Below are 16,534 nucleotides of genomic sequence, written 5' to 3'. Positions count from 1 at the left end.
GGCTCTTATAAAAAAATTCTTAAGTTTTTGATGACTTTTTATTCTTCTTATTATCCGATTTGGTCTTGGCAGCTTTTGAAACCGGCTTTTTGTCAGGTTCTTTTGCCGATTTCGGATCCTGGAAAAGAAAAACTTCGGCTCCGTACGCCGGTAGATCAAAGGTTATGCTGTAGTCTTTGTAATCGCAAAGCCCCTTTTCAGCCTTTATCTTACCGGGGATACTGCTTCCCGCTCCGCCAAAACGCTCCTCTGCGCTATCTAGGATATGCGTATAGCTTCCCGAAAAAGGAACTCCGACCTTGAAATCTTTTCTCTCTACGGGAGTCATATTGATGACAAATAGGAGATTATCTTTTCCGTTTATGGCTCTTCTGTAAAAGCTATAGGTACTTCGCTCCTTGTCGTCCGCATTTATCCACTCAAATCCGCCCCAATCGTTATCAACCTCAAACATTGCGGGATATTTTCTGTATATCTTAAGAAGATTGGAAACATAGGCCTTTAAACCTTTGTTTAATTCATTCTCCAATATAAACCAGTCAAGCTCTCTCTTTTCGCTCCATTCCCTCTCCTGACCGAAATCCTGACCCATGAAGAGGAGTTTTTTGCCGGAGTGACCGAACATATAGGTATAGCCTGCACGCAGATTGGCGTATTTATCAACCTTGTATCCCGGCATCTTCTCAACCATCGAGCATTTAAGGTGCACAACCTCGTCATGCGACAACGGAAGGATATAGTTTTCCGAACTGTTGTAGCTCATCGCAAAGGTCATCATGTTGTGCGCGCCCTGTCTGAAATACGGGTCGAGCTTCATGTATTCACAGAAATCATGCATCCAGCCCATGTTCCATTTAAACGCAAAGCCAAGTCCGTCCTCTTCCGGAGGCGCTGTGACTTTTGGCCACGCCGTGGATTCTTCCGCGATCGTAAGAAATTCGGGATAAGTTCCCCTCACAACGCTGTTAAGATGCTTGAAGAACTCGATAGCGTCGAGATTCTCCTTGCCACCGTATTTATTCGGTACCCACTGGCCGTCTTTCTTGCCGTAATCAAGATATAACATTGATGCGACCGCATCTACTCTAAGGCCATCTACATGGAATTTCCTTATCCAGAAAAGAGCATTTGCTATAAGGAAGTTTTTAACTTCGGGCTTAGCAAGGTTAAATATCTTGGTTCCCCAGTCGGGATGCTCTCCTTTTCGCGGATCCGGATCTTCATAGATGCACTGTCCGTCAAAGCAGGCAAGGCCGAACTCGTCAGTCGCAAAATGCGCAGGAACCCAGTCCAATATTACTCCTATGTTGTTCTTGTGGAGTTTGTTGATAAGATACATAAAGTCCTTGGGCTCTCCGTATCTCGATGTCGGAGCATAGTAGCCCGTGACCTGATAACCCCATGAGCCGTCAAAAGGATGCTCTGCGATTCCTATGAGCTCGATGTGGGTATATTGCATGTCTTTAAGATACTCGACAATCCTATCCGCGAATTGCCTGTATGTATAGAATCCGTCTTCCGTGCCGTCGGGATGTTTCATCCACGATCCGATGTGGCACTCATATATTGCGAGCGGCTGTCTCGTGATCTCTTTTCCCTTGATATGGTCATACCACTTGGAATCAGACCACTTAAAGCCGTCAAGATCTGTTGTTTTTGAAGCATTTCCGGGGCGAAGCTCCGCAAAATTGGCATATGGATCGGCCTTGTAGAGCTTACGTCCGTCCGGTGTCGTAATAAGATACTTGTACATTTCTCCTATTCCGACTCCGGGAATAAATGCTGTCCATATATTTCCAACCTTGGTTCTTTTAAGTGGATGCGATGTTTCGTTCCAGTTGTTAAAAGAACCTATGACATGAACGTCAGCTGCATTCGGTGCCCAGACCGCAAAAAAGTAGCCCTTTTTGCCTCCTTCTTCAGAAGGGTGCGCACCGAGTTTATCATAAATATCGTAATGTGTTCCCTGACCAAACAGATACTCATCCGCTTCAGATATGAATACTTTCTTACCCATACAAAATCCCCCCTCGATGACTGTACAAGCATTAGTGCATAAAATCTTTTTCTCTAAGAATGATCATATCGTTTTCGTCGTAACGCTTATTTACGATTATATCCATAAGATGCGATACGGAATGCTTCTCCGCGTAGTAGATGGCATCATCAATGATGTCTCTTACTTCGGAAACCGTAACCTCATGGTCAAGAGTCTGTCTCTCGGAAATCTTGGTGTGAAGCGCAAGTATTCCGAGGTTGTCGATAGCAAACTCTTTTTCAAGAGCATACTGCTTGGCGTATGCTACAAGTGAATCGTCATCAAGCGCCTCTATATCGACTCTTACATTGAAGCTCTGCTTAAGAGCAGGGTTCTTATCCAGGAATCTGTTAATGTCTTCCTTGGTGTCTTCCATGATGACAATGATTCCTTTATTCTCCTGCTGAAGAACTTTAATGAAATCAGCTACCGTCTCAGCTTCAAGATCGGCCGCTCTCTGGATGATAAGTGCTCCGTTTGCAAGCTTCTCAAATATAGCTTTGGGGCTCTTCTTGTTGAGAGTGTTGGCTGTGATCTTGGCAACCTTTCCGCTGAAGTTGGAATCTGATGCCTGAACCGCACGGATAAGTCCCTTTGCAAGGTTAACCGTTCCGGCGCCCTCTTCGCCCGTGACAATGGCATTTCCGCTGTACGCGTCCATGCTGAGGTTATCGATAGCGTTTATGATCTGTCTTCTTGATTTCTTATGGTGAATGTAAGGTCCAAAGAGCTCCTTCTCCTCGGGAGTCATTGTTCTTACGCGCTCATCAAGTTCTCTGTTACCGATATGGTGCTTTTTCTTCTGATCCTGATTCTGTGCCTGGTTTTGATTCTGATTCTGATTTTGATTCCGATTCTGGTTTGAAGATTTCTTGTTTCTGTTCTTATTTCTTCTTCCTTCATTTGAAGGCTTCTTGGAATCGGCACCGTCCTTCTTGCCGGAATCTTCTGCTGACTCTTCCGATTTCTCGCCGGATTCCTTGCCGTCTTCGGAAGACTTCTCTTTATCTTCGGTAGCTTCCTTTTCTTCAGTCTTCTTATCTTCGGCAGCATCTTCGCTCTTTGCTTCTGCTTCTTCTACTGCGCCTTCTTCAGTCTTTGCTTCCTCTACAGCAACTTCTTCGGTCTTTACCTCGGTGTCCTCTGTAGGTTCTTCAGTCTCAGTATTTTCAACGCCCTCGCTGCTAATAACTTCCGCAACGGCGTCGTCTATAACATCACTGTTATTTCTTGACCAGTCGCCTCTTCCCGAAGCCTTGTCATGACGCTCTTTTTTGAGCGCATCGGAAATAGCCTGCTCGATCTTTTCCTGAAGTCCTTCCTTGGTCTTTTCGTCGTAATCGGCAAACATATCACCTGTCTCGTCAGCAACCAGCTTCTTAACCTGCTCGAACTGCTTCTGCTGTTGCTGCTTCTTGAACTGTTCCCAGTTCTCCATATATTCTGCAATACTTATCTGGCCCGTGATCTGCTTCTCAACCTGAGGCTCAGGCTCAACTGCCATAGAAATCTGTCCGTCATACTCCTGTGAAAGGATGTTGTCAAAGTGGCTGTGCATTTGGAAATTGGAATTGGGATGAATGACTGCTCCCGGAACCTCCTCTTCTAGCGGCTTGTCCTCATAAACAGGAATCGACGCATAGTCAAGGCGCTTCTCTTCCCCAAGTATCGGTCCGTTGCCGCCGTATTTTATATCAATATTGAGCTTATGCTCTTCCTTATCCTCAAATTCATCGTCGGAATCAATATCTTCTTCGTTAAAAGAAGCTTCTTTTGCCTCTTCTTTGAGTTCGTTTTCTTCAGAAAGAGACTCATCTTCCTCTTCATCGTCTGAAGAAGCTTCCTCCTTATAAGGCTTGAACTCAGCATCGGATGTCTGCTCCGCTTCGTTCTCGGAAGCATCAAAGAACACTTCCTGCATTGTGCCTTCGGATTCTTCGGCCGCAACTGCCGCCATCGGTGAAAAGACTCCGCTCTTATTCTCTTCTTCATCGTAGATCTCAGCGGTATCGGGCTTGATAACTTCTCCCTCGAATCCTTCCGAAGGAGCAGGCTCTTCTGCCTTATCGGTTTCATCATCGTCGCTGTCGATAAAGCCCTTAAGCTCTTCTGCAAGCGCCTTTTGAAGATTCATTGTGTTGTACTGACTTACATCAACCGAAGGCTCTTTTATCTCATTGATATGAGGATATACAATCTTATCGCTGTCGGCGAGCTCCTGCGTTGGTGCTGCGACAACCGGATCAACGCCCTCTGTGGGCGCGGCGTACTGCGCCGGCTCTTCCCCTACGGCTTCGCCGTTGTTGTATGCATTAATAACCTCATCGGTTACAGGCTGCATCTCCTTGGTGGGCTGCTTGATCTCAACCGTTCCCGGCTCGTCTTTTCCGATCTCGTCCTTATCATTTACGATGGATCTGTCTACATATCCGCCGTGCTTTTCCTTGTATCTTACATATCTGTCCTGCTGCTCGGGAGAAAGGGGCTCGTGAAGTGCCTTGAGCTCAAGCGCTTTCATAACGTATCTTCCGTCACCAAGCCACAAGAACATCTCATCACATGTCTCGATGCACTCTGTTGTGAGACCCACGCGGTGATAAAGATAAGCAAGCTCGTAAACCCACTTCTCTCTGTAATCGTGTTTCTTAAACTCCTCAAGAACAGCTATTCGCTCTTCAAGGCTGACTTCCTGTGCCTCATAGAGCTTGTACTGCAAAATATATCTGCCCGTATCTCTGGGCGCAATTCTAACAAACTCCTTGTAGTACTCTACCGCCTGAACAAACTCTCCCATCTTGATGGCAAGCTCGCACAGTGAATATACGATAGCTCTTCCCGTAGGGTATCTGTCATATGCCATGAGAAGAACGTCTCTACTCTCCTCAAAACGGCGATTAATCTTATATAAGTCGCTGATCATGCAAAGCATCTGAACACTCTTCACTCTTTTCCAGTCAATTGTGTCAGCAATCTTAACAGCTTCAGCGAATCTGTTTTCGTCAATCAAAGCTTTTATTTCATCGGCTCTGATCTTATACTCGACCTTATCCAAAATATCTACCTCATTGGTGCCAAAAATACTATATCTAGTGTTTAGTTTAACATAGCGCACTAGCTTTGTAAAATATCTGAAAGGGCTGCAAACTGAGAAAGTGTAAGGACTTCGCCTCTTATTTTCTCGTTAAGCCCCATGCTTACAAGTGCTTCCTGCACTTTCTCCCTTGATACCTTAAGTGCCGGATTGTTAGCTAAAGAATTGCTTAAAGTTTTTCTTCTCTGATTAAAAGAAGTCCTTATGATCTCAAACATATATTTTTCATCTTTAACTTCTACCGCGGGCTTATCAAATCTCTTTAGATGTACAACTGCCGATCCGACTCCGGGCTGCGGAATAAAGCTGCTTGGAGGAACATCCATGACCAGCTCCGCCGAAGCATAAAATCCAACCGCCAAAGAAAGCGATCCGTAATCTTTATTGCCCGGTCCCATGGACATCCTGTCCGCTACTTCCTTCTGAACCATGACGGTGACACTCTCAATCGGAGCTCCGCTCTCGAACAGTTTCATTATAATGGGTGTCGTTATATAGTACGGAAGGTTCGCAACAACCTTGATCTTCTTGTTGTCGTTGTACTCTTTAATGATCTTATCTATATCTACTTTTAATATGTCTTCATTTATTACCGTGACATTGTCGTACTCGGAAAGTGTGTCATCGAGCACCGGAATAAGGCTCTTGTCTATCTCGACAGCAACAACTCTTTTGGCTGACTCCGCAAGATACTGCGTAAGACTTCCGATTCCTGGTCCGATCTCCAGAACGCAATCGTCCTTCGTAACGCCCGATGCATCTACGATTCCGCCAAGAACATTTGCATCTATAAGGAAGTTCTGTCCGAACTTCTTCTTGGCGCTCATATTATATTTACTGAGCACTTCCTTGGTACGTGCGGGATTTCCAAGATATGCCATTTAATACTCCTTTATATAAGAAAAAATAATCAGACTCTGCCTTCTTACAGATGAAGATTGTACATAGTCCTTGCGTTTTCCTGTGTTATACGGATCACCTCTTCCGAGCTGATACCCTTGATCCTTGCAATCTCTTCTACAACATAAGGTAAATACAAGGAAGAATTTCTTTTGCCCCTGTAAGGCTCGGGCGCAAGATAAGGACAATCGGTTTCCAAAAGAATATTCTCAATAGGCGCTTCTTCAACGACCTCTCTTAGTTTCTTGCCGTTCTTAAAAGTAATGACGCCTCCGACTCCTATGTAAAAGCCCATATCAAGGCACTCTTTTGCTATCTCCTTGCTATATGAAAAGCAGTGCACAACGCCGCCTATTTCCTCGGCGTGTTCTTCCTTCATGATATCGATCGTATCCTTCGCCGCATCGCGGGAATGAATAACAACGGGAAGCTGCTTCTGCCTTGCAAGATTCAGCTGTCTCTTAAACCACTTCTTCTGAAGCTCTCTTCCGGGCTCAGGCCAATGATAGTCAAGACCTATCTCGCCGATAGCTACGCACCTTCCGTCCTCGCTCCATTCCGTCAGAAGTTCAAAATTATCCTCTGTCAGCTCCTCTACTTCACTTGGATGCACCCCGACAGCAGCGTAAATAAAATCATATTTGTGCGCAAGCTCAAGCGCTTTCCTTGTCGTATCTATGCTCGCGCCTATATCAACCACATTTCCGATGCCCGCTTTTTCAAGCGAAGCGATTAGACTGTCTCTGTCTTCATCAAAAGCGGGATCGTCATAATGAGCATGTGTATCAAAAATCATAACTTATCCTCTGTAAAAATACCGAATATATCTAATAATTTACCACAAATGAACAGGTCTGAAAACCGCGCAAACACAGAGAAAATCAAATTTTTGGAAGTTTTTCAAAAAAAATTGAAAAAAGTACTTGCATTTCTCTTTTAGGCGTAGTAAGATATCACTTGTCGTTGAGACACGGCAACAGAGCCGAATACAGAATGCGCTGCTAGCTCAGTTGGTAGAGCACCTGACTCTTAATCAGGTTGTCCAGGGTTCGAGACCCTGGCAGCGCACGCCGAGTACTGTTTTCGTAGGTATATCCTATGGGGATGGTACTTTTTCTTTTGGAATAAAACTCCAAGCGAAGCTGTTCCGAGTCTGTCGTCATGGCTTTATTCTTTCTACCACTCCCTACCCTCTCATTATCTTGCTTTCATTTTCCTTTAACCACAATCTTCTTCTCTTGTAATCAGGGATTATTTTTTCCACTTCTCCCCAAAACGCCTTCGAATGATTCATATGTATCCTATGGCACAGCTCATGCACCACCACATAATCCACTATTTCTTCCGGCGCTCTCATGAGAACGCAGTTAAAGTTAAGATTCCCTTCCGCGCTGCAGCTTCCCCATCTCGTCTTTTGATTCCTTATCGTGATCCTTCCGTATTTCACCCCGATAAGCTCCGCAAACTTCCTTACCTTTACAGGTATGACCCTCTTGGCTCTCGTTACAAGAAGTCTCATCTCCTGCTCGCTGATGGGTTTTGACTCAGACTCTTCCTGCTGCCTTTCTTCCATCTTTTTAAGGTGTCTGCTTATCCAATCCGCCTTTTCACCGATGAAACGGTCGATAACAGTCTTAGAAGCCCCATACGGCGCCTTTACAACGACGCGGCAGTCTGTAGTTATCTCTATCGCTATTGTCCTTCTTTTGCTTCTTATAAGCTCAATTTCCATTGTCTGTCCTATTTCTATGATCTTTCTACTAAATAGTAAAAGAGATATACTCTCAATTAACCGAAAGTATACCTCTTGTAATATCATTGTCAGATGCTGTCATTCGCCTTTTCGGGGTGCTCAAGCATCTCCTGCATTGTGTGCCAGCCAAGAACCGCACATTTAACTCTTGCGGGCATATGGCTCACATCTTGAAGCGCTGCTGCTTCATCAAGGATCTCGAGAGTCTCTTCATCTGTGATCTCTCCCTTTACCATTCCCATGAATGTTGCAGCAAGTTTAAGTGCATCTTCCTTGCTCTTTCCGATGATCTGATCGACCATCATATCAACAGAAGCCTGTGAAATGGCACATCCGCTGCCTTCGTACATACCTTCTGTAATGATGCCGTCCTTTATCTTAAGCTGCAATGTGATATCATCGCCGCAGCTTGGATTAACGCCTCTGAGCACGAGATCCGGATTCTCAAGCTTTCCCTTGTACATAGGGTGAAGATTGTGCTCATTAACTATTTCGCGATATAACTGCTTAAGCTCCATAGCCCATAACCTCTCTTACCTTTGCAATCTTATCAAGGAAGATATCCACTTCCTCTTCTGTGTTGTAGAAATACAGGCTGGCTCTTGCCGTTGAACCGGCGCCGATAAACTGCATCAAAGGCTGTGCACAGTGATGTCCCGCTCTGATGCACACGTGATCGTCATTAAGTACCGATGAGATATCGTGAGGATGAACTCCATCGATAGTAAAAGTAACGATTCCGCAGTGCTTCTTGGGATCCTTTGATCCGTATATCTTGACGTAAGGAAGCTTGGAAAGACCTTCCATAAGTCTTCTTGTAAGCTTCTCTTCCTGTTCTTCTATATTATCATATCCGACGTTTCTAAGATACTTAATTGCTTCCGCAAGACCTACCGCATCTCCCGCGTTGACCGTACCTGCCTCAAACTTGTGAGGAAGCTCTGCATAGGTTGCATCTTCTCTTGTAACGTACTCGATCATCTCACCGCCTGTGAGGAAAGGACTCATGTTAAGAAGTAGCTCTTTTCTTCCGTAAAGAACACCGATACCCATAGGTGCCATCATCTTATGTCCCGAGAAGGCAAAAAAGTCTGCACCGAGATCCTTAACGTCAATCTTCATATGAGGGGCTGACTGCGCTCCGTCCACAACGACCGTAGCTCCCTTAGAGTGTGCATAAGCCGCGATCTCTTTTACCGGATTGGTCACACCCATAACGTTGGAAACATGACCGATCGCAACGATCTTGGTCTTGTCTGTGATCTTGCTCTCGTACTCTTCTTTGGTAATGGTTCCCTCTTCGTCGGGCTCCATATATACGAGCTTGGCTCCGCGCTTCTTGGCAACCATCTGCCAGGGAAGAATGTTACTGTGATGCTCCATTACAGAGATAACGATCTCATCACCCTCTTTTACGGTATCAAGTCCGTATGTGTAAGCCACAAGATTAAGAGACTCTGTGGTATTTCTTGTAAAGATGATCTCTTCAGTGCTTACGCCTCCGACAAAATCAGCCACAAGAGCTCTCGCATCCTCATAGCTCTCTGTTGCCTGCATACTCCAATCATACAATCCTCTCAAAGGATTGGCGTTTCTCTCTTTATAAAAGTTTGATACTGCGTCCAAGACCTGCCTGGGTCTCTGAGATGTAGCCGCATTATCAAAATATACATAGTCGCCGTTTACAAGGATATCAAAATCCTTGCGAAAATCTCCCAGGGTGCTCATTATATATCCTCACTTATTAGACAATGGTACTGATGTAATACTGAACCTTCTCCGCAATCTCCGGATCGGGAATAAGTCTGGCAACACTGTCAAGCTTAGCCCTTACCATAAGGCGCTTGGCTTCCTGTTCATCGATACCTCTTGAATTGATATAGAACAAAAGGTCTTCACCCAACTGTCCTATTGTAGCTCCGTGTCTTCCTTCAACGTCTTCTTCCTGACAAAGGATAACAGGCATGCTTCTGTTTATAACGTCCGGGCTGAGAAGAAGTGTATCTTCCTGCTCGTCACCTACTGATGCAGAGCTTCCGCTCTTAAAATCAAGCGTTCCTCTGTAGGTCTTTTGCGCCTTATCCATAAGTACGCCCTTAACATTCATAAGAACGTTGGTCTTCTTGCCGCGCTGATCAGCAACATAGTTGATATCAAGGGAATGCGTATCCTTTACAAGATACCCCTGATTGCTGATAAACTCTGTCTCATCTTCACAGAGATTAATGTAACAGCCTGTCCAGGATTTCTTGGCTCCAAGCTCAAGAGACACTACATTTATCGCGCCCTTCTTAAAACAAGCTCCGCCGATATCATCAAAATGAATGAAGCCGTCTCCCAAGGTCTGTGTCTTTATAAGATTGATCTTGGCACCTTCTTCTGCAAGAAGTCTTGTGCTTATTCCGTGAAAACCGGATGCGTTTCTCTCGGAAGTATAATCCATGATAATCGTGATCTCGGAATCTTTCTTGGCATGGATCACCTGGCTTGTAAGGCTGCCCTCGCCGTCATTAAGATTGTATCTGATAATGATCGGCTCCTTGGTCTTAACGCCTTCCTCTGCGGTAAACACATCTGTTGTGATGCCGTTCTCGAGCATGAGATTCTCAATATCGATTCCCATTCCCGTTCTTACAGCCTGTGCATCGTCTCTTCTGGATGTATCACCGTTGGGAACTCCGGGAACACCTGCATCTACAAGTATTCTCTTTTTATTATCTTCAAAAAGCTTTCCTGCTTCTTTGTAAGAAACTCTGCGAGTTACGGTAACTCCGTCCGGAACATTCTCAGCGTCGGGAGTGTTTAAAAGCTCGATCCCGATACCGTCTTCCTTGATCTTACTGTCGTTAACGTGTAAAAAATTATAAGTCAAAGCGGGAAGTACATTGACCCGCATATCCAAATTCTTGTTCATCGAATCCCCTCCCTTAATGTCCGCTCATCTCAAGCTTGATGAGGTTATTCATTTCTACGGCATACTCCAAAGGAAGCTCCTTGGAAACGGGATTGGCGAATCCGCTGACGATCATCGCCTTGGCATCCTCTTCGCTAAGACCTCTGGACATAAGATAGAATACAGCCTCGTCGCTGATCCTACCGATCTTAGCTTCGTGTCCCACATCGGCATCGTCGGTTCTGATATCCATTCCGGGAATAGTATCCGCTCTTGATATACTGTCAAGCATAAGGGAATCACATGAAACGGAAGCTTTGGCTTTCTTGGCTGTGCTCTGGATCACTACGCTGCTTCTGTATGTTCCGATTCCGCCGTCCTTGGAAATTGACTTACTGTTGATAACCGAAGTCGTTCCGACTCCCTGGTGAACAACCTTTGCTCCGGTATCGAGATTCTGTCCCTTACCTGCAAATGTTATTCCCGTAAATTCCATCTTGGAATGATCACCCTTTAAGATGGTCATAGGATAAAGATATGAAGTATGTGAACCAAAAGAACCTGAAACCCATTCCATTACACCGTTCTCTTCAACGATAGCTCTCTTGGAATTGAGGTTGTACATGTTCTTGGACCAGTTCTCGATAGTTGAATATCTAAGCCTTGCATTTTTGCCGACAAAAAGCTCTACGGCTCCTGAATGAAGGTTAGCCACATTGTATTTGGGCGCCGAACAGCCTTCTATAAAGTGAAGGTCCGCACCCTCATCAACGATGATAAGTGTATGCTCAAACTGTCCCGCTCCTGCAGCATTTAATCTAAAATATGACTGCAACGGAATATCAACTTTTACTCCCTTGGGAACATATACAAAAGATCCGCCTGACCAAACAGCTCCGTGAAGTGCCATCATCTTGTGGTCTGTGGGAGTAAGGAGCTTCATAAAGTGGCTCTTTATCATATCCGCATACTCTGTTCTGAGTGCGCTCTCAATATCTGTGTAGATAACGCCCTGCGCAGCTACTTCGTCTTTGATGTTATGATAAACAAGCTCTGAATCGTACTGTGCTCCTACGCCTGCAAGAGATTCTCTCTCTGCCTGAGGGATTCCCAGTCTTTCAAATGTATTCTTGATATCCTCGGGAACGTCTTCCCAGCTGCCCTTCATATCTTCTTTATGTCTTACATAAGAAGATATCTTATCCATATCAAGGCCTTCTACGCTCGGGCCCCAATCAGGCATTTCCATCTCGTTATATAATTTGAGGCACTTTAATCTGAACTCTCTCATCCATTCGGGATCGTTCTTTTCCTCAGAAACCTTTAATACAGTTTCTTCGGTAAGTCCCTCTTTTAATCTATAGAAGTCTTTTTCATTTTCTATATCTTTATAGTCATACGCACTGCGGTCTATATCAACCACAGCCTTTTTATCTTCACTCATAGTCAACCCCTATTCACTCTGCATCTGAAACGAAACGCTCGAAACCGTTCTTATTGATCTCTTCAACAAGCGATGCGTCTCCTGTATGTATAAGCTTACCCTTCACAAGGACATGTGTGTAATCAACATGAAGAGATTCCAATATCTTAGTGCTGTGTGTGATTATAAGAAGAGCTCCGTCCTTCTTTTTCTGATATTCCATGATTCCCTTGGAAACTGTTCTAACTGCATCTACATCAAGTCCTGAATCGGTCTCGTCAAGGATAGCAAGCTTAGGATTGAGCATAAGAAGCTGAAGGATCTCAGCCTTCTTCTTTTCTCCTCCTGAGAAGCCTACATTAAGATCTCTGTCCGCATATTCTTCATTCATAGAAAGAACTTCCATTGCAGACTTGAGTGCTTTCTTATATGCAAGAAGCTTGATCGGCTGACCTGTCTGCGCATGGCTTGCATTTCTTATGAAGCTTGAAAGTGAAATTCCGGGAACTTCGTAAGGATTCTGGAAAGATAAGAACATTCCGGCTTTCGCTCTCTTATCGGCAGAAAGCTCTGTGATATCCTGTCCTTCAAAAAGAATTTTGCCTTCTGTAACACAGTAGTGAGGATTTCCCATTAATGTATAACCGAGAGTAGACTTACCTGCTCCGTTTGGTCCCATGAGCACATGTGTCTCTCCCGGTTTAATATCTAAATTGATCTTATGAAGAATAGGCAATTCATTATCAATTGCCACCGATAAATCTTTAACCTGTAATAACGACTGCTCTGCCATAAATATAGTCCTTTCTCCCTTTTCCTACTAACTTGGTAGGAATCATGATAACACCTTGCCATTTCGTTGTCAATTGACAAACAATGTAAAGTTTATCACAAAAGCTATTGACATACTACCGAAAAGTCTTTAAAATACAATCTTGTCAGTACCAAGCGGGTGTAGTTCAATGGTAGAACACTAGCCTTCCAAGCTAGATACGTGGGTTCGATTCCCATCACCCGCTTTTGTCATGCATAAAAATATTTGTGTTATGACAAATATGATAAAAAAAATAATCCGGACAACGAAAAACCCCGATGCATATGCATCGGGGTTTTATGTACTGACTAAAAGCAATTGATTAAACTAGTACTACTTGGTGTTAATTAAATCTAATTGAATTAGTTATTATTTTGCAGATGAAGCGTCTGCTGCAGCATCCTCAGATGAAGCGTCTGAAGCTGCGTCCTCTGATGAAGCGTCTGTAGCTGCATCCTCAGATGAAGCCTCTGCTGCTGCGTCCTCAGAAGTAGCCTCTGTAGCTGCCTCCTCAACAGTAGCCTCTACTGTAGCCTCAACAGATGTCTCCTCTACAGATGTGTCAGCTGCTGCCTCACCACATCCTGCAAGGATAGCTGCTGAAAGTGTTGCGATTGTAAGTAAAGTTACGATATTCTTCTTCATAATTATAATCTCCTCTTTTCAATATACTTTGCAATTCTGATTGCAAAACAATTGCTTCAGTACAAATAGAGATTATAAACTGTATTAACTGTAATGTCACTGACATATATGTGCATAAAATCTTAAGATTTTCTTAAGATTTTGTGTAATTTTCACAATCAGTTATAGCTCCCAATCTCCGCCAAACCCTCTCCGGTAGCGGAATCCAGGGTGATTACAAGGGCTATTCCTTCTTTGTCTACAGATTTGAGATCTCCGCACTTTAAATTATGTGAAGTATTGTTTTGGTCTTTTATTATCACTTCCCACTCAGAGCTCGTAACATTTACATCTATAACAGCACCCATAAGTGTAAAGCCGGGTTCAAGAACAACTCCTTCTCCCAAAAGATTATCTGAATATGTATCCGTAGTTACATCGTGAATCTTAACTTCTATGATGCTAAGTCCGGTCTTGTTGATAATGTAAGATCCAAGATCCATGTGCTTGGCAGCTTCGTCTTTTTCGTTTTTCTCCGAAGAAAGCGTAGCATCAAGAGTATTCTGAAGGCTCTGGTATTCCTGCGTAAGAGCGATTATATCCGGAAGTATCCCATCTATTTTTCTGTCGCTCATCTTGGTAAAGTCGATGCTCTCAAACTCCGCTTCTCTCTTCGCAAGTTCCTCAAGCTCACCTTTCTTGGATGAATCGGTTATATCAAGATAGGTTTCCTCTGCTGCTTTTTTTGCTTCGATCAGAACCTGTCTTGTCGTCTCGGCCTCGTTTAATTTTTCCTCTGAAGGCTTGCAGGCAACAAGCATCGTTCCTGTCAAAAGAATAAGCAAAGCTCCTGTCACAATTCTTTTTCTCATAATGTATTATCCCCCGAAATGATTATTGCGTATTCGGGTTCATTGTAATAGTAATCAAGAATTAGTGCAACAACATGTGTGTAGCTTACCTTTCCAGTAAGCACTCCGTTCACCTTCAGATTCGTGTCGATGAACATATCCGCCGCCTTTTTTACTGTCTCTGTCTTGATAACGGCGTGTGATTCAACTCTTTTCCACGCTTCTTTTGTAACGAATTGATTGTCGTACTTGACTCTGTCGGAGATCTTGACGTGAGAGTTGTATTCTTCTTTGCTGACAGCTCTGTAAAAATCGTTATTTATATAATTCAGAACTCCGAGGTATCCGCTGTATTTAAATACCACGTCGTCCGATCTTATGCATGCAAGGAAACCAAAGAAATTGGCCTCATCTTCATAAATGTAACCGTGTGTGTGCGCAAGCTCATGGCACATCGTAAATGGCTTATTCATGATGGACATGGAATCGTTATAATTCGCTTCCATTGAGAATGGGAAATAATACCCTTGCATATACTGCTGACACATAAAGTCCGAGTAGTAAAGCGGCTTGGGCGTAACATAGTATCCGCCGAGCCTTGGGTACTCACGCGACAGATTCTGCATTGCTCTTATCGCAGTCTCTTCCATGTTACCTTCGTAAATGATATTGCCGAACTCATCATGCGGAACCTTTTTGGACAGGTCGTTGCACTGTGTCACGATGAAATCGCGCAGATCCGCAAGCTGCTGAAGATCATATCTTCGTGTGAACTGACTGTCATAAACGCTAAGCTTGGTCGTGTGATAAAGAACAAAGCAATTAAGCGACATCACGGTAACTACTACAGCCATCACAAGAGGTGTGATCCTGTATAGCTTTCCTGAAATAAAATCAAAGACTCTTTTTGTCTTAAAGAAATTCGGTCCCAGTTTCCCTGCACTCTTTTCATATGCAAGTATCGCAGTGTGCACTGCAATAAATACAACCACGAAAGCAATAAAAGCCACAAGTATCACCAGCATCACTTCGCCGACCGAAAAGCCGAACAGACTGGTGATCCTTCCGTATAATCCCGTTATTACGGGAAAGATATTGCTTACATAGAAGTCAGAAAAAGCCGCACTTCGCCATGCAGCCATGTTTAAAAAAACCGAGAACAAAATAAGTGAAGCTATCGTCGTGTAATAAGCTCTTTTTCCCTTATTCATATTGTCCGCCCTCATCATTATTGTATAGAAATTCTACTATACAAATATGGACGCAAAATGACTAAAACGGCGCTTCTTCGTTCATATTTTGGACATAATTTTGCTCGTTGTACGCTGCCTTTGCCGCCGCTATAATAAACATAGATCACAAACAGAAAGAAGATGCTTTTTCTATGAAAAGAGATATCGAATACATTTACGAAGATGATGATATATTGGTGTGCCACAAGCCTGCCGGAATAGCGACCGAGGGCGCCGGTGTAAGGGAGACCGATCTTGTAAGTCATGTAAGAAATTATCTTGCAAGAAAAAACCGCGGACAAAAAGGTGCAAAGCCCCCTTACGTAGGAACGGTTTACAGACTCGATAAGCCTGTTGAAGGCGTTGTCGTGATCGCCAAAAACAAAGCCGCTGCCTCCGATATTGCTGCGCAGATCAAGAATCATTCAACGGAAAAATATTATTATGCTCTTTGCTACGGCTCCGTTCCCGAAGATAAGAATCGCCTCGAAAACCTTCTTGTAAGAAGAGAAGATAACGGATCTGCCATGGTCATCACCAAAGAGGAAGCAAACTCCGTTAATGGCAACTCGATCACTCTTTCTTCCAAAGAAAAGCTCGGCATAATAGGAGGCGATGTAAAAAGAGCCGTCCTTGATTATGAAGTTGTAAAAAGAGATGAAGATAACGAGACAACGCTTGTCAGAATAAAGCTTCTGACGGGACGTTTTCATCAGATAAGAGTTCAGTTTGCCGCACTTGGATTCCCACTTCTGGGAGATGAAAGATACGGATCTGAAAACTCAAAAGCATACTCAAAAGAAAAAGGAATTAAAAACGTCAATCTTGTTTGCTACAAATTTGGATTTAACCATCCGAAAACCCGCAAAAAAGTGTATTTTGAGATATCTCCGACAGTGCTTCCTATGGTATAAT

Annotated in this window: 14 protein-coding genes and 2 tRNA genes; 3 read left to right on the top strand and 13 right to left on the bottom strand. The window is 43.8% G+C overall.

What is annotated here, in order from left to right:
* Positions 1 to 19: 19 nt before the first annotated feature.
* The 4 genes from glgB to D6853_RS12100 are packed head-to-tail and all read right to left on the bottom strand — an operon-like array spanning position 20 to position 6,825.
* Positions 20 to 2,017, bottom strand: a complete 1,998-nt coding sequence (gene glgB, locus D6853_RS12115) for a 1,4-alpha-glucan branching protein GlgB (protein ID WP_120658269.1) — start codon at positions 2,015 to 2,017, stop codon at positions 20 to 22.
* A gap of 31 nt (positions 2,018 to 2,048) precedes the next feature.
* Complete coding sequence (locus D6853_RS12110; RefSeq protein ID WP_120658268.1) at positions 2,049 to 5,090, bottom strand: tetratricopeptide repeat protein; 3,042 nt, start codon at positions 5,088 to 5,090, stop codon at positions 2,049 to 2,051.
* A 59-nt stretch (positions 5,091 to 5,149) separates the two neighbouring features.
* A complete protein-coding gene (rsmA, locus tag D6853_RS12105; protein ID WP_120658267.1) occupies positions 5,150 to 6,010 on the bottom strand; it encodes a 16S rRNA (adenine(1518)-N(6)/adenine(1519)-N(6))-dimethyltransferase RsmA in 861 nt (286 codons plus the stop codon).
* A gap of 44 nt (positions 6,011 to 6,054) precedes the next feature.
* Positions 6,055 to 6,825: a TatD family hydrolase gene (locus tag D6853_RS12100; RefSeq protein ID WP_120658266.1), complete on the bottom strand. Its 771-nt coding sequence runs from the start codon at positions 6,823 to 6,825 to the stop codon at positions 6,055 to 6,057.
* Between the two features lie 199 nt (positions 6,826 to 7,024).
* On the opposite strand from D6853_RS12100, the gene D6853_RS12095 reads away from it, so the two are divergent.
* A tRNA-Lys gene (locus D6853_RS12095) sits at positions 7,025 to 7,097 on the top strand.
* 118 nt (positions 7,098 to 7,215) lie between these two features.
* Here D6853_RS12095 and D6853_RS12090 read toward each other — a convergent pair.
* From D6853_RS12090 to sufC, 6 genes are all read right to left on the bottom strand, one after another.
* The gene (locus tag D6853_RS12090) at positions 7,216 to 7,761 is read right to left on the bottom strand and encodes a M48 family metallopeptidase (RefSeq protein ID WP_199713035.1); all 546 of its coding nucleotides are present in this window, start codon (positions 7,759 to 7,761) and stop codon (positions 7,216 to 7,218) included.
* A gap of 89 nt (positions 7,762 to 7,850) precedes the next feature.
* On the bottom strand, positions 7,851 to 8,300 hold the full coding sequence (gene sufU / locus D6853_RS12085; protein ID WP_120658264.1) for a Fe-S cluster assembly sulfur transfer protein SufU: 450 nt from the start codon (positions 8,298 to 8,300) through the stop codon (positions 7,851 to 7,853).
* Entirely contained in the window at positions 8,290 to 9,510 is a 1,221-nt protein-coding gene (locus tag D6853_RS12080) for an aminotransferase class V-fold PLP-dependent enzyme (RefSeq protein WP_120658263.1), read from the bottom strand. Before D6853_RS12080 ends, sufU begins: the two co-directional genes overlap by 11 nt.
* Positions 9,511 to 9,526: 16 nt before the next feature.
* Entirely contained in the window at positions 9,527 to 10,696 is a 1,170-nt protein-coding gene (locus D6853_RS12075) for a SufB/SufD family protein (RefSeq protein WP_120658262.1), read from the bottom strand.
* Positions 10,697 to 10,709: 13 nt separating this feature from the next.
* Complete coding sequence (sufB, locus tag D6853_RS12070) at positions 10,710 to 12,119, bottom strand: Fe-S cluster assembly protein SufB (protein ID WP_120658261.1); 1,410 nt, start codon at positions 12,117 to 12,119, stop codon at positions 10,710 to 10,712.
* Between the two features lie 13 nt (positions 12,120 to 12,132).
* Positions 12,133 to 12,891, bottom strand: coding sequence for a Fe-S cluster assembly ATPase SufC (gene sufC / locus D6853_RS12065; RefSeq protein ID WP_120658260.1), 759 nt, complete (start codon positions 12,889 to 12,891; stop codon positions 12,133 to 12,135).
* A gap of 155 nt (positions 12,892 to 13,046) precedes the next feature.
* Here sufC and D6853_RS12060 point away from each other — a divergent pair.
* A tRNA-Gly gene (locus D6853_RS12060) sits at positions 13,047 to 13,117 on the top strand.
* A gap of 164 nt (positions 13,118 to 13,281) precedes the next feature.
* Here the strand turns inward: D6853_RS12060 and D6853_RS12055 are convergent.
* The 3 genes from D6853_RS12055 to D6853_RS12045 form a co-directional block, all read right to left on the bottom strand.
* Positions 13,282 to 13,557: a hypothetical protein gene (locus tag D6853_RS12055; RefSeq protein WP_120658259.1), complete on the bottom strand. Its 276-nt coding sequence runs from the start codon at positions 13,555 to 13,557 to the stop codon at positions 13,282 to 13,284.
* A 158-nt stretch (positions 13,558 to 13,715) separates the two neighbouring features.
* On the bottom strand, positions 13,716 to 14,408 hold the full coding sequence (locus D6853_RS12050; protein WP_120658258.1) for a hypothetical protein: 693 nt from the start codon (positions 14,406 to 14,408) through the stop codon (positions 13,716 to 13,718).
* Positions 14,405 to 15,598 carry a DUF3810 domain-containing protein gene (locus D6853_RS12045; protein WP_158588747.1) on the bottom strand — a complete coding sequence of 398 codons (1,194 nt, stop codon included), beginning with the start codon at positions 15,596 to 15,598 and terminating at the stop codon, positions 14,405 to 14,407. The genes D6853_RS12050 and D6853_RS12045 overlap by 4 nt, the downstream gene beginning before the upstream one ends.
* 173 nt (positions 15,599 to 15,771) lie before the next feature.
* On the opposite strand from D6853_RS12045, the gene D6853_RS12040 reads away from it, so the two are divergent.
* Positions 15,772 to 16,533, top strand: a complete 762-nt coding sequence (locus D6853_RS12040; RefSeq protein ID WP_147367759.1) for an RluA family pseudouridine synthase — start codon at positions 15,772 to 15,774, stop codon at positions 16,531 to 16,533.
* The last annotated feature ends 1 nt before the right edge of the window (position 16,534 follow it).

Source organism: Butyrivibrio sp. X503 (assembly GCF_003625475.1).
In the GTDB taxonomy this organism is placed as follows: Bacteria; Bacillota; Clostridia; order Lachnospirales; family Lachnospiraceae; genus Butyrivibrio.
Note: the sequence above shows the minus strand (reverse complement) of the source record. Positions and strands in the feature narration are given on the sequence as shown.